This window comes from Vampirovibrionales bacterium, assembly GCA_016712355.1.
Classification (GTDB): domain Bacteria; phylum Cyanobacteriota; class Vampirovibrionia; order Vampirovibrionales; family Vampirovibrionaceae; genus JADJRF01.
In genome coordinates, this window is record JADJRF010000005.1 from 457,399 (window position 1) to 470,099 (window position 12,701).

At 60.5% G+C, this 12,701-nt stretch carries 14 protein-coding genes; 7 read left to right on the forward strand and 7 right to left on the reverse strand.

Going from position 1 to position 12,701, the window contains the following annotated elements; all coding sequences use genetic code 11:
- Window positions 1-122: 122 nt before the first annotated feature.
- Window positions 123-668 carry a hypothetical protein gene (locus IPK79_03535; GenBank protein MBK8189500.1) on the forward strand — a complete coding sequence of 182 codons (546 nt, stop codon included), beginning with the start codon at window positions 123-125 and terminating at the stop codon, window positions 666-668.
- Between the two features lie 13 nt (window positions 669-681).
- Here IPK79_03535 and IPK79_03540 read toward each other — a convergent pair whose 3' ends face one another.
- From IPK79_03540 to IPK79_03560, 5 genes are all read right to left on the reverse strand, one after another.
- Window positions 682-1,089 carry a YraN family protein gene (locus IPK79_03540; GenBank protein ID MBK8189501.1) on the reverse strand — a complete coding sequence of 136 codons (408 nt, stop codon included), beginning with the start codon at window positions 1,087-1,089 and terminating at the stop codon, window positions 682-684.
- 59 nt (window positions 1,090-1,148) lie between these two features.
- Window positions 1,149-1,478, reverse strand: a complete 330-nt coding sequence (locus IPK79_03545; GenBank protein MBK8189502.1) for a hypothetical protein — start codon at window positions 1,476-1,478, stop codon at window positions 1,149-1,151.
- A gap of 175 nt (window positions 1,479-1,653) precedes the next feature.
- Window positions 1,654-2,424 (reverse strand): DUF881 domain-containing protein, encoded by a 771-nt coding sequence (locus tag IPK79_03550; protein ID MBK8189503.1) that lies wholly within the window; start codon window positions 2,422-2,424, stop codon window positions 1,654-1,656.
- 77 nt (window positions 2,425-2,501) lie between these two features.
- Window positions 2,502-3,302 (reverse strand): exodeoxyribonuclease III, encoded by an 801-nt coding sequence (gene xth / locus IPK79_03555; protein ID MBK8189504.1) that lies wholly within the window; start codon window positions 3,300-3,302, stop codon window positions 2,502-2,504.
- Between the two features lie 34 nt (window positions 3,303-3,336).
- Window positions 3,337-4,281, reverse strand: a complete 945-nt coding sequence (locus tag IPK79_03560; protein ID MBK8189505.1) for a UbiA family prenyltransferase — start codon at window positions 4,279-4,281, stop codon at window positions 3,337-3,339.
- Between the two features lie 74 nt (window positions 4,282-4,355).
- Here IPK79_03560 and IPK79_03565 point away from each other — a divergent pair, with 74 nt between their 5' ends.
- Window positions 4,356-5,465 carry a trypsin-like peptidase domain-containing protein gene (locus IPK79_03565; protein ID MBK8189506.1) on the forward strand — a complete coding sequence of 370 codons (1,110 nt, stop codon included), beginning with the start codon at window positions 4,356-4,358 and terminating at the stop codon, window positions 5,463-5,465.
- Between the two features lie 23 nt (window positions 5,466-5,488).
- Here IPK79_03565 and hemW read toward each other — a convergent pair whose 3' ends face one another.
- A complete protein-coding gene (gene hemW / locus IPK79_03570) occupies window positions 5,489-6,622 on the reverse strand; it encodes a radical SAM family heme chaperone HemW (protein ID MBK8189507.1) in 1,134 nt (377 codons plus the stop codon).
- A gap of 94 nt (window positions 6,623-6,716) precedes the next feature.
- Between hemW and IPK79_03575 the strand changes: the two genes are divergently transcribed.
- A complete protein-coding gene (locus IPK79_03575) occupies window positions 6,717-7,529 on the forward strand; it encodes an electron transfer flavoprotein subunit beta/FixA family protein (protein ID MBK8189508.1) in 813 nt (270 codons plus the stop codon).
- 168 nt (window positions 7,530-7,697) lie between these two features.
- Entirely contained in the window at window positions 7,698-8,654 is a 957-nt protein-coding gene (locus IPK79_03580; GenBank protein MBK8189509.1) for an electron transfer flavoprotein subunit alpha/FixB family protein, read from the forward strand.
- 18 nt (window positions 8,655-8,672) lie between these two features.
- Here the strand turns inward: IPK79_03580 and IPK79_03585 are convergent, their stop codons facing one another.
- Window positions 8,673-10,043, reverse strand: coding sequence for a FliI/YscN family ATPase (locus IPK79_03585; protein MBK8189510.1), 1,371 nt, complete (start codon window positions 10,041-10,043; stop codon window positions 8,673-8,675).
- A 496-nt stretch (window positions 10,044-10,539) separates the two neighbouring features.
- On the opposite strand from IPK79_03585, the gene IPK79_03590 reads away from it, so the two are divergent.
- The 3 genes from IPK79_03590 (at window position 10,540) to ispG (ending at window position 12,614) form a co-directional block, all read left to right on the forward strand.
- A complete protein-coding gene (locus IPK79_03590) occupies window positions 10,540-10,881 on the forward strand; it encodes a hypothetical protein (GenBank protein ID MBK8189511.1) in 342 nt (113 codons plus the stop codon).
- Between the two features lie 249 nt (window positions 10,882-11,130).
- Complete coding sequence (locus IPK79_03595; protein ID MBK8189512.1) at window positions 11,131-11,427, forward strand: BolA family transcriptional regulator; 297 nt, start codon at window positions 11,131-11,133, stop codon at window positions 11,425-11,427.
- On the forward strand, window positions 11,424-12,614 hold the full coding sequence (ispG, locus tag IPK79_03600) for a flavodoxin-dependent (E)-4-hydroxy-3-methylbut-2-enyl-diphosphate synthase (GenBank protein ID MBK8189513.1): 1,191 nt from the start codon (window positions 11,424-11,426) through the stop codon (window positions 12,612-12,614). Before IPK79_03595 ends, ispG begins: the two co-directional genes overlap by 4 nt.
- The last annotated feature ends 87 nt before the right edge of the window (window positions 12,615-12,701 follow it).

Here is a 12,701-nt window from a genome sequence, read left to right on the forward strand (position 1 = left end):
GTAAAGGCATTCCCTTTTCCATGCGTTTTGTTATAATCCGCTTGACAGGCTTTTAATTCCATTAGCGCAAACGTGTGGCGCTTGAAACGCCTGTTCAATCGGGCGCAAGGAGTCGGGTTTCAGTGTCAGCGAAAGGCTTTGGCAAGTTTTGGCGTGCCTTTAATCGCACGGCGACCGTCTGGGCGCACAGCACTCAGCTATTGTTGTTGTTGCCGGTGCTGGCCTTACGGCGCGCCTATCGTAAAACCGTCCTGCCCTTCTGGCGACGTCTCAAGCCGGGGGTTTTGGCCGTTGGCAGGGTCATCGCAAGAATAGCCGCCCCGCCCCAATCGCCAGACACCTCGCAATCGGCTGCCGCGGCCCCTCCGCTTCCGATTCTGCGCGCCGACCAGTTCCAGCCCGGGCGAACAGCGTTGCCGCCGCCCCTGTTTTTCTTTGCAGAAGAAGCTGCTCTGGCGTCCTTTGTCAGTCGCCCGCAGCCAGAGCGCGCCGCGCCCCCGGCCGATCCCTCCTCGTGGCCGCTTCGGATGATGCGACGGCTGCGTCGCGCCTCGCGTCGTAAGCGCCATATCGCGCAAGAAAGCCAGTCGCGCGCAATCGAGCGACCCGAAAAGCCCGTGCAATCGACCCCACTGGTGACCCCTTCTCGTCGGATTCAGCCCTTTTAGGGGGGCATACCGCTTACAAGTCGAACTCAAACGCCTCAAACGCGTTGGGCAGATGATACAGCCGGAGGCCGCCGCGTTCGGCCAGCGCGGCAATCACGTCAAAACGAAGCGAATACGCCTGATATTGCGGATGTTCCGCCAAAAAAGCCAGAGCCAGACGCGTCAACGTGCGGCGCTTTTGCGGCGTCACCGCGTCAAAAGGCGTTTCAGCAGAGGCTGCACGGCGGGTCTTCACTTCTACAAACGCCAGCACGGCGGCGCTCGACAGGAGCGCAACCGCATCAATCTCGCCCAAACGGCCATAACGCCAATTCCGGGCGATTAATTCATAACCGCAGCTTTCCAGATAATGCGCGGCCGCGTCCTCGCCCTGCTGGCCGAGCGCGCGCGCGGTAGGAGACGTCGTCACGGGGCGGGGCACGTTAACGCATCGCTTTCGTCGACGATAAAGGCTTTCTCACACGCTTCAGCGTATCAGAATTACGAGAAAGTTTTAAACGTCGAGGCGATGTTCTTCCCGATGACCTTACGAACGGCGTCGATTTCAGTCTGCACCGCATCGCGCTGGGTGTCGACGCGACGCAACTGCAATTCCAAAGCCTTATCCATGGCCTGAATAGACGCGATGCGGGCCTGCAGGGCCATCGCTTGCGGCGATTCGGGCTCCAGGTTGGCGCTGATGGAGAACAGCGAACCGGTGATGTTCGCCAACTGCATCCGGGCCTGGTTGATAAACTGGCCTTGCAACTCCAGGTCGCTCTTGCGGGCGGTAAGGATCAGATATCGCGCTTGACTTGCTGCAAAACCCATAATCGTACTCTCGCTTTCTGGCGGGGGACGCGGACTTCTTGGGGCGCTCTCTTAACGCAGGGGTTAACGACTTCTTAAAAAATAAAAACATTTTTAAGGAGGGAATTGCGCATCCGCCCGCAAATATTAATAATTTTTAATTTCCCGCGCGCATGCGCGCGCCCGATTCCACAGATCAGACCCCGCTGACATCCGCCGCGTAAGGCGGCGTTTTCAGGCGCCGCTCCGTACGCAGCGTGGCTTGAATCCCAAAAAATTTGAGATATTCCAACGTCCCGCCGCGAATTTCCAGCGCCCCGCGCAAGGCTTCACGGTTACCCAGCGCGTGAATCTCAATCGGACTGCTGATTCGCGTCTGATTGATCAAAATGGCAGGCCCGGCGTTCACCACCGCCGATGTCGTCACCAGCCGCTGGCCGTTGACCGAAATGGCTTGGGCCCCTGCCGCGCGCAGATCATTGAGGAGCTTGAGCAGGTCATCGCTCTGAATACGATTCTGCGCCACAGCGCGACCCAGTGCGTCCGAACTGGGGGCGGCTTCCTTCAGGGTGACGACGATGCCGGGACCTTCCATCTCGGTAAAACCGGCCTGACGCAGGAGTTGCTGGTATTCACGGTCGCGCGGACGCGCCGCTGACGAATGAATGGACAAGGCGTCAGCGTTGGCCGGCTCATTGAGGGCCGCCAGGCGGTCACGCAGTTGCTGAATCTCTCGCGTGAGGCTTTCCTGACGCGCTTCGGCCTGGGTGAGCAAGGCGACCAGATCCTGAATGCGCCGGGTCGGTGCCGTATTAACCTCTTCGGCGATGCGCAGGTGATTCAGCAAAATGGCCGCGCTGATAAAAGCCAAGGCGAAGAGCATTGCGGCGCCAAACGCCGGAAACGCCCACCGATTCAGGCGCGAAATGGCATAGGGCGGAGCGGGTTTTACGCGGGCGGCAGCCATGGGCCAATTGTCTCAGGAATTACTCTGCGAGCGAGCGTAACGCGCGGCGCCAGCGTCGTCAATGGGGAGCGAGGCGCTCATCGCGAATCGCCCGCCAAGGCCAGCGTCAGGGAAATGGGACAATGGTCGGAGCCCTCAATCTGGTCGTGAATCTCCGCCTCGACAATACGCGCGCGCGCATCGTCAGAGACGAAGAAATAATCAATGCGCCAGCCCACGTTGCGCTCGCGCGCGCGGGTGCGCATATTCCACCACGAGTAGCGATGCGGCGCGTCGCAGCGTTCGCGAAAGGTATCGACGTAGCCATGAGCCACGAGCCTGTCGAGCCACGCGCGTTCAATGGGCAAAAAGCCCGAGACAGTTTCGTTGGCCTTGGGCCGGGCCAGATCGATTTCTTTATGCGCCGTATTGTAATCGCCGCCAATGACCAGCGATTTGCCTTGCGCTCTCATAGCGTCGGCATGGGCCAGAAAGGCGTCGTAGAACGCCAGTTTATAGCGCAGACGCTCTTCGCCGCGTTGACCGTTTGGATAGTAAATGTTGTAGAAAACAAAGTCAGGATATTCCGCAATTAATACGCGCCCTTCGCTGTCAAACTGCGGAATCCCCAGGCCTTCGCGCACCGACAGGGGTTCCTGCTTACTGAGGATGGCGACGCCGCTGTAGCCGCGCTTTTCCGCATGGCTCCAGTAAAGATGATAGCCTTCGCGCTGCGCCAGATCCAACGTGAGCTGGTCGCTGCTGATTTTGGTTTCCTGAAGACCCACAATATCGGGCTGTTCCGCCTCCAGCCAGTCCCAGAAGCCTTTTTTGACGACAGCGCGAAACCCGTTGACGTTCCACGAAACCAGTCGAACCGTGTTAGGAGGGGCAGCCATGACGTTTCCTTCTTACTTACGGACAAGCCGGCGCTTATCGGGCCAATCCCAGCTTATCGAGCAGAACAGCCAGAAAAATGGCTGCGCTGATGCGCCCGTTCACGACAAAAAAGGCTTCATTGACGCGTTCCAGACGTCCGGGACCTACCAGCCGATGTTGATACGCCAGTAACGCGCCCATCAACGCAATCGCCGCCCAGAAAGCGGCGCCGGTATGGGGATACAGCGCGGCAAACGCGGCCATTAAGGCGAGTGATAGTCCGTGAAAAGTCGCGCTCAGTTTGAGCGCCGTTGCGGCGCCCAGCCAGGCGGGCAGACTATGAAGACCGACCCGACGATCGAAGGCTTCATCGAGGCAGGCATAAATGATATCAAATCCCGCCACCCAAAAAGTCACCGCAGCGCCAAACGTCAGCGCAAGCCATGACCATTCGCCGCTCACCGCCAGCCAGCCACCGATAGCGGATGCGCCCAACGCCAGCCCCAGCACCAGATGCGCAGCGCTGGAAATGCGCTTCATGTACGAATATCCCGCCAGAATCAGCAAGGCGAGCGGCGCCAGACGCTGGCAGATTTCAGGCAGTTGCCAGACGGCTATCAAAAATGCCAGCAGACTGGCGCCAATTAAGGCAAAAGCCTCCCAGCGCGCCACCCGCCCGGCGGGAATAGCGCGATCGCTCGTTCTCGGATTCTGCGCGTCGAATTGCGCATCAATCAGCCGGTTGGCCGCCATCGCAAACGTGCGGCCGCCCGCCATCGCCAGCAACACCCAAGTCAGCGTCAACGCAGACGGCCAGCGTCCCGGCGCAGCCGCCAGCAACATCGCCGCCAGCGCAAAGGGCAGGGCGAATACCGTATGCTCAAATTTCACCAGCTCGGCGTATTCGCGCGCGCGCTCGGCGGCACGCCTGAAAATCCCGCCTGTGGGCGGCGGAATCCTCTGAGCGGAGGGTATCGGCGAGGGAGAGTCGAGCGTCATAATACACCTGAATGGATCCGTCACCATGCGACGCCCCCTTATTGTCGCCAAAGCGTCGGAAAGCGTCAGCCCTCGTGTCAAAAGGTTTACGAAACCAGCGCGCGTTCTGCGCAGCGGGAGCGCTCCTCGCGCTGACGCTGACCAGCGCGCCAGGCGCAACGCCCGGCGACGGCGAAGCGCCCCGTCCGCTGAGCCCTCCCCAGATTTTCGCCAAAGTCAGCCCTTCGGTGGTCAATATTCAGGTCAAATGCGATACGGCGCTCGGCCTGCCGTACGAAGGCGAAGGATCGGGCATCACCCTCAGCGCCAACGGCGATATCCTGACCAACGCGCACGTGGTGGGCAAATACTGCCAGAAGTTTTGGGTCACCCTGAACGACGGATCCCGTTATGGCGCCAAACTCATTGGCAAGAGCCTCAGCCACGACGTCGCGCTGCTCAGTATTGCGGCAACCAAAGGCGACAGACGGCTCACGCCCATTTCCATCCGCGATTCGGCCAGCGTGCGAGAAGGCGAATCCGTCTACGCGCTGGGCAGTCCCTACGGCCTGCGCAACAGTTTTACGTCCGGCGTCGTCAGCAGCGTCTACCGCCGGCTGGCCAACTCGCCGTCTGATCGCAGATTGCTCAATAATTTTATTCAGACCGACGTCGCCATTAATCCGGGCAACTCAGGCGGCGCGCTCGTCGACGGGCAGGCGCGGCTGATTGGCGTCAATACCGCCGGCGTCAGCGCCTCAGGCGGCAACGACGGCGTGAATTTTGCGATTCCAATTAACGTCGCCCTGCGGGTGGCCAGCGATTTACGCCGTTACGGGCGATTCAAGCCGCCGTTTCTGGGCGTCAAGATAGCCGATGCGCTCACGCCCACGCTGGCCAGACGATTGCATCTGACAGTCAGCAAAGGGTTGCTGATTAAAAGCGTCCGGCGCGGAAGTCCCGCCGATTTAGCCGGGCTGAAGGGCGGGCGAGACACGGTGAAAATCGGCGATCGACGTATTTTAACGGGCGGTGACGTAATTGTCTCGCTGAACGGGCGCCCGGTCGACAACGCCTCACGGTTCATGGAAGCGATCGAGGCTTGCCATCCCGGCGACACCATTACGCTGAACACCCTGCGTAACGGAAAACCCCTTCAGGCGCGCATCAAACTCAGCGATCGTCCGCGCAATCCCGACCGATAGTCGGTTTATCAGTGATTGCGCAATCAATCATCGCTCGGCAAAATATCCGCCAGAATCGCATTGCTCAACGCAAAGGCCTGCGGGGCCAGCGTCAAGCGACCGTCTGACTCTTGCAGCCAACCGCGCGCGCGATGCGGCTCCAGTCGCGCCAGCACGGTTTTAAGCGCAGTCGCGCCAAATTTTTCGGCCAGCGCAGGCAATGAGACGCCTTCACCCATACGCAAACCAAAAATCAAGGCATTTTCCAGCGCTTCTGAAGGCGTAATCGCCTGAAGCGCTCCTGTTAGCGGCGCGGCTTGCCAACGGGCCAGATCGCGCGCCGTCTCGTAACGCGTCTCGCCGAGCGACCCGCAGGCGCCAGGGCCCAGCGCCAGCCAGTCGCCTTGACGCCAGTAATTGCGGTTATGGGCGGATTCAAAGCCGGGACGCGCGAAATTGCTGATTTCATAACGCGCAAACCCACGCGCCTGTAAAAAATCGACCGCAATGGCATACATCTCAGCGCTGAGATCGTCATCCGGCGCGGCGTAACGCGGCGTCTGCGCCAATCGCGCCAGAGGCGTCCCATCTTCTATCTTCAGCCCATAAGCAGACAGGTGCGTGACGGGCAGCGTCGTCGCCGTCTCCAGCGTCTGCGCCCACTGATCCAGGCTTTGGCCCGGCAAGGCGTACATCAGGTCCAGCGAAATATTGTCAAAGCCTGATTCTGCCAAGGCCTCGATAACGTCTTTTGCCTGCTGGGCACTATGGATACGGCTCAAACGCCGAAGCAAATCATCATCAAAGCTCTGAACCCCCACGCTGACGCGATTAAACCCCACTTCGCGATAGCGACGCGGCTCATCGCCCAGGGCATCCGGGTTAATTTCCAGCGTGAGTTCGGCTCGCGCCGAAAAAGACGCATAGGCGCGCATGGCCCCCAGCAGCCGGTCGAAATGACTGGCTTTTAAAAGAGAAGGCGTACCGCCTCCGGCATACAAGCTCTCCCAGCAAGTCAGCGGCGACGACAGGGACGCAACGCGCAAGGCCAGCTCATGCAAGGCAGCGTCCATAAAGGCCGTATGACCTGACTCGCCCGCGTATTTATCCAGCGTGACGTAGAAATCGCAGTAAATACACCGCGAACGACAGAATGGCGCGTGCAGATAGCAGAACATGGCGCTATTATGCCCAAAACGCCCGTCTTGCGCGGGATGTAAAAATCCCTTAAAGTAAAGGGCGTAAGCGAGAGAGCTCGAGGCGAAGCACGCTATGCACATCGTCGTTTTCGTCAAGCCGGTCGTCGATCCGGCCCGGCTCCGCGCCGAGAGCCTGACGTCGGGACGTATGCCGGTCGACGGCGTCGACTGGGCGCTGAATCCTTATGACGAGTACGCGCTGGAAGCGGCCTTGCGCATGAAAGACTCGCTGGGATTAAACGGCGAAGGCGTCTCAAAAGCCCGCGTGTCAGTGATTGCCGCCGGGGCTGAGAACGCGCGCGAAACGCTCAAAAAAACCCTGGCAGTCGGCGCTGATGACGTAACCCTGTTGTGCGATCCCGCTTTGACGCAAGCGGATAGCGCAGGCATCGCGCGCGCGCTGGCGGCTGTCGTCACCGCCATCGCTCCCGAAACCATGCTCATTCTGTGCGGGAATCTGTCGTTGGACGCCGCCCAGGGCGTGACCGCCGCGATGGTCGCCCAGACGCTCAACTTTGGCTTTATGGACGCCTGCAAAGCCCTGACGTTGAACCCTCAGGAAAATTCCGCACACCTGACGCGCCAGACGCGCGGGGCGCTGGAAACCTGGGAGCAAGCGCTGCCTGCGGTCGTGGCCTTCATCAAGGGTGATCATGATCTGCGCACAGCCAATATCAAGGGCGTGATGCGCGCTAACAAGACGCCGATTCGCCTGATCAACGCTTCAGAGGCGGGCCTGAACCCCGCCGATTTGGCATCACAACTGCCTCAGGCGACCCTGCGCGCGCGCGCAGCCAAAGCCCCCGGCGTGACAATTATTGGCGAGGACCCGCACGAGGCCGCCGCCCGCATTAAAGCGTTTCTCAAGGCGGAAAAAATCCTGTAGCCTAATTTTTCAGGGAGGAAACAGCCGTTGATTTCCGGCACTGATGACGTTGCGCGCCACAAAATCTGGGTAATGGCCGATGTCTTTGACCCGCGCGCCGCGCTGACCCTGATGACGCCTGCGCGCACGCTTGCCTCAGGGACTTCTCAGAGTATTGTCGCAGTCGTCATGAGACCGCCGCAAGCGTCGGACGCCGACGTTGAGTCGCTTGCAACGCAATTGGGCGAGGCGGGCGCCAGCGCCATCCTGACCATTGCCCTGCCCCCCAGCGTCTCCCCCGACCCATCCGAAAGAGACGCCCAAAGCCAAACGCCGGACGCGATTTTCCACACAGCGGGCCTGGCGAAAGCTCTTGCCCCCCTGTTGGCCCAGCACGCCCCGCGCTGGACGCTGGCGGCGCATGAGGGCTTATGGGCGCAAGCTCTGACGCGCGCGGCGATTCTTGCCAACATCCGGCTGCTGGCCAACGTCAGCGACGTCACGGCGACGGCAGACGGCGGGGCCATTTTAGCCACGCCATGTCTTGGCGAATCGTATCGGCAAGAGTACGCCTTCTCCTCGCAAGACGTCGCGCCAACGCTCGTCTTGGCGCGCACAGGCGCATTTGAGCCCTCTTCTTCAGTTGAGCCTGCTTCGGCACAGGACGCTTCAGCCGCCGCCGGGCATCGCGCCTGTGCGCTTGAGATCGACGACATCCCCGCGCCCAGCGCCCGATTGCTGGCGCGCGAAAGCGTCAGCGGCGCGCGTCCCAGCCTTCAGAGCGCCGAACGAATCGTCAGCGGAGGCCGGGGATTGCAATCGGCCGAGCAGTTCGCCCAAGTAGTTGAACCGCTGGCAGATGCGCTGGGCGCAGCTATCGGGGCTTCCCGCGCCGTAGTGGATGCGGGCTGGCGCCCGCACCGCGAGCAGGTCGGTCAAACCGGCGTCAACGTGCGGCCGCGCCTGTATCTGGCGCTGGGCGTGTCAGGGGCCTTACAGCATCTGGCCGGGATGCGCGACAGTCGCGTGATTGTCGCTATTAACCGCGACCCACAGGCGCCTATTTTCAAAATCGCGGATTTTGGCGTTGTCGGCGACCTGTTCGCCATCGCTCCCGCTCTGCAAGCGGCGCTCAAAAATCCGTAGGAGGCCGTAAGCCCAGCGTCAGATCGCCACGCCCGCCATCAGGCGCTTGAGTTCGCCAATGGTCTGGTCAATGGCCACCAGCTCATCGGTCGACTGCCGCAAAAAGCCATTGATGGCGTCCATATGGTCCAGCGCCAGATCGATCTTGGTATTGTGGCCGCGCTCGTAGGCGCCGACGTCGATCAAGTCTTTGGCGTCCATATAAATCGACAGCAGCGTCTGCATTTTACGCGCAGCTTCCTTGTGCTCGGGATCTGAAATCTCGCTGGCCAGACGGCTGACGCTGTTAAGAATATCGATAGCAGGAAAGTGTTTCATCCCAGCGATTTTACGCGACAGCATGATGTGGCCGTCGATAATGCCGCGCACCGTGTCGCACACCGGGTCGTTAATATCATCGCCTTCCACCAGAACCGTGTAAAGCGCCGTGATCGAGCCGTGCTCAGTCGTCCCGGATCGCTCCAGCACCTTTTGCAGCCACGAGAAAATCGATGGCGGATAGCCTTTCATCGTGGGCGGCTCGCCGATGGCCAGCCCCACTTCACGCCCTGACATGGCGGCGCGGGTAACGGTATCGGCCATCATGAACACCTTGTTGCCCTGATCCCGAAAATACTCGGCGATGGCGGTGGCCGTTTGCAGACATTTCATCCGCATCAGGGGCGGCTGATCGCCGGTGGCGCACACCAGCACCGAGCGCTTGAGGCCTTCTTCGCCCAGGCTGTTTTCGATAAATTCCTTCACCTCACGGCCCCGCTCGCCAATCAGCGCCACCACGTTAACGTCGGATTCCGAGTTACGGGCAATCATGCCCATCAGCGTGGACTTGCCGACCCCGGACCCGGCGAACAGACCCATGCGCTGGCCTGCCCCCATGGTCAGCAACGAATCGATCGCCCGCACCCCGGTCGAAAATTTATGCTTGATGACCGGACGATCCATCGGGTTAGGCGGTTCCGCATCGACAGTAATGATATTGGCCAGCGAAGCATCCAGCGGACGCCCGTCAAGCGGTTCGCACAGCGGCGAGACCAGCCGCCCCAGCAAAAAATTACCCACCGGCACATGAATCGGCCGCCCGGTAGTGGTCACCCAACTGCCTTGTGAGATGCCTTTACCGTCGTAGAGCAGCAACATCTGCGCCACATCGCCCTTAAAGGCGACAACTTCGGCGGCTTTTGGTTCGCCGTCGATGGTTTCGATAAAGCACAAGTCGCCAATCTTAAGCTTGGGCAGGCTGGCCTCGACCGTCAGGCCCATCAGCTTGGTGACGCGTCCTTTATAGCGATATAAATCGGCCCCATACAGGATTTCGCGAATGCGGCTCTTGGTTTGCTGAATGGCCGCCAGCGGCAGAATGGGCTCATTGGGGGCAGGCGTCAGGCTCATGAGATCCCTCCTGTTGTTTATTGTAGCGGCTTTTCAATCTCTCGCCTGCTGCATCTGCGCGAGATGCTCCCCATTGCGCGGAGAGACGACTAGCCGTTGGGCGTAGTCAGGAGGCGTAATGTTACAAATGTGACGTTTTGCTATTGTACAGAGACGATCACAGAAGCGCAGACAAGCGCGCGGGCAGGAGGCCGCGATATTGATTCGCCACCGGCGTCCTTCGACGCAATGCAGACAAATCCGGCGCGATACGCTACAATGAGGCTAGGGTAAAGACCCGGTAGTTCCCTGACGCCAGCGCCATTTCAGGCGACTCGTCAAGGCGTTTGTCCGCATTTAAATCCAGTTTTTACATCACAATATCGGGAAAAGAGATTCCCCACGCCACCTGTTGCCCGTCCTGCGCGGCAACCGGCCCAGCGTCGGGGCAGAAGACGACGGAACCGCCTACGTAAGAGAAGACGGGATCTGCCGGGCAATCGCGAGGTGATTGGCCATGCGACCTGTGTTTGGCTCCAATGGCTTGGGCGAGATTCGCTTCGGCCATAGCGCAGCTGCGCCTTATACCCAGGACTTGGGCGGCATCCGGCTGGATGCGAACCCGCCGCCATGGGCGGGGGCAGTCGCGCCTGTGGTCATGGCTCATAATCCGTTTGCGCCGCTTGAATCTGATCAATTCGTTCACACCATGCCACCGGCCGACACTCAGCCGGTGGATAATCGCGGCGGATTTCTCGGGCGGCTTTATCGCATGGCGGCCTCGCCTATCGAGCGCGCCTGGGAATTCATGATGGACCTGTTCTCACCCACCCGCTCGCACGAGCATCTCAATATGTAAGGTAAGGCGAAAGGCCCCGTCAGCCGCTTTTAACCCATCAACCTCACTCACAAACTGAAACTCTGCCGACTATCACACGCGCCCAGCGGGAAGACATCCCGTTGGGCGTTTTTATGGCGCGACCGGCGGCTTGTTGGTACAATAGCTCGCAAATTAACGCATAGTAGACACGCTGACCCCTAAATCGGCCCCCTCCGGGCCCATTCGGTTGCCGCCCCGTCACAATCCCTAACGCGAGAGCCGTTTCTGATGGATCTGACCGCCCTGCAACGCAAGCTCATCGACGCCCTGGACGCGTCGCGGGTTGAGATTATCGACCACACCCCCGAACACGCCGGACACCCCGCCTCGGCCGGTCGCGCCCATCTGGGCGTGACGATCGTTTCGTCGCGTTTTGAGGGCGTCGGCGCGCTGGATCGCCACCGGTTGACGCATCGCGCGCTGGCCGACGAAATGGCGCACGCCATTCATGCCCTGTCGCTCACCACCTACTCGCCGACCGAGTGGGACGCCGCAGGCGCAGGCGGTTCAGGAGTTTCGTCATGAGCTCCCCGACGCCGGTGCGCGCGCGCCGCGTTTCGCGCAAAATTTACGTCGGCCCTCTGGCCATTGGCGGCGACGCGCCGATTTCAGTCCAGTCGATGCTGGTCAATGACACCCGTGACGTGGCCGAAAGCATCTCGCAGATTCGCCGGCTGGCGGATGCGGGTTGCGATGTCATTCGCCTGGCGGTTCCCGACCGCGAGGCCGCCGACGCCCTCACGCGCATTGTCCCCGCCTCGCCGATCCCGGTGATCGCCGATATTCACTTCGATTACCGTCTGGCCTTGCTGGCCGCCGATCATGGGGTTCATGGGCTGCGTATCAATCCGGGCAACATCGGCGGGCGCGATTTCATCCGCCAGGTCGTCTGCAAGGCGCGCGAACGGGGGTTGCCCATTCGCATTGGCGTCAACAGCGGCTCGGTTGAAAAGCCCATCAAGGCCAAGTATCCCGACGACGTGACCACCCAACTGGTGGAAAGCGCCCTCTATAACGTCCGCTTGCTGGAAGACGAGGATTTTGACGCCATCAAGATCTCCGTCAAATCCAGCGATCCGATGCAGACCGTAGAAGCGTATCGCCGACTGGCGCATCAAACGCCTTACGCGCTGCATCTGGGCGTCACCGAAGCAGGGACGCCGGCGCGCGGACTGGTTAAAAGCGCTCTGGCGCTGGGTATGCTGCTGGCGGATGGTATTGGCGACACGCTGCGCATCTCATTAACAGCCGATTCCATCGAAGAAGTCTTCGCCGGTCACGAGCTGCTGCGCGGTCTGGGCCTGCGTCAGGAAGGCTCTAATCTGGTCAGCTGCCCGTCGTGCGGCCGCTGCGAGATTGATTTACACGGCCTCACGCGCCGCGTAGAAGGTATGATCGCCCGTTACGACCGCCAATACGGCGAGCGCGCGCTGACTGTCGCTGTTATGGGATGTTTCGTCAACGGCCCCGGCGAATGCGGCCATGCGGATATCGGTATTGCGGGCGGGCGCGGCAATTACTTCGTCTTTAAAGGTGAGACCAAGGTTGCGCGGCTGGAAACCGAGGATCAGGCGCTGGCGTTCTTTGAGCGCGAGCTGTTAAAGGCCTATCAGGGCGACGCCTCGCTGGCCGACGCCTTGAGCCCTGAGGAAGTCGCCGCCCTCGCCGAGTCCGAATCCAGCGCCCGCCAACCCGCCGGCGCGCTGCGGTAACGATTTGTTTCAAAATTAAGATCCTAGCGTTTAAAAAACAACGTCAGTGTTTTCATGCTGATAGCGCGCCTGAGGCGCTCAAGGGGC

Coding starts and splice junctions, on each gene's coding strand:
- IPK79_03545 (MBK8189502.1), bottom strand. CDS start 1,478: ATGGGTTTTGCAGCAAGTCAAGCGCGATATCTGATCCTTACCGCCCGC.
- IPK79_03585 (MBK8189510.1), bottom strand. CDS start 10,043: ATGAGCCTGACGCCTGCCCCCAATGAGCCCATTCTGCCGCTGGCGGCC.
- IPK79_03590 (MBK8189511.1), top strand. CDS start 10,540: ATGCGACCTGTGTTTGGCTCCAATGGCTTGGGCGAGATTCGCTTCGGC.
- IPK79_03550 (MBK8189503.1), bottom strand. CDS start 2,424: ATGGCTGCCGCCCGCGTAAAACCCGCTCCGCCCTATGCCATTTCGCGC.
- IPK79_03580 (MBK8189509.1), top strand. CDS start 7,698: ATGAGACCGCCGCAAGCGTCGGACGCCGACGTTGAGTCGCTTGCAACG.
- IPK79_03575 (MBK8189508.1), top strand. CDS start 6,717: ATGCACATCGTCGTTTTCGTCAAGCCGGTCGTCGATCCGGCCCGGCTC.
- hemW (MBK8189507.1), bottom strand. CDS start 6,622: ATGTTCTGCTATCTGCACGCGCCATTCTGTCGTTCGCGGTGTATTTAC.
- IPK79_03560 (MBK8189505.1), bottom strand. CDS start 4,281: ATGACGCTCGACTCTCCCTCGCCGATACCCTCCGCTCAGAGGATTCCG.
- xth (MBK8189504.1), bottom strand. CDS start 3,302: ATGGCTGCCCCTCCTAACACGGTTCGACTGGTTTCGTGGAACGTCAAC.
- IPK79_03595 (MBK8189512.1), top strand. CDS start 11,131: ATGGATCTGACCGCCCTGCAACGCAAGCTCATCGACGCCCTGGACGCG.
- ispG (MBK8189513.1), top strand. CDS start 11,424: ATGAGCTCCCCGACGCCGGTGCGCGCGCGCCGCGTTTCGCGCAAAATT.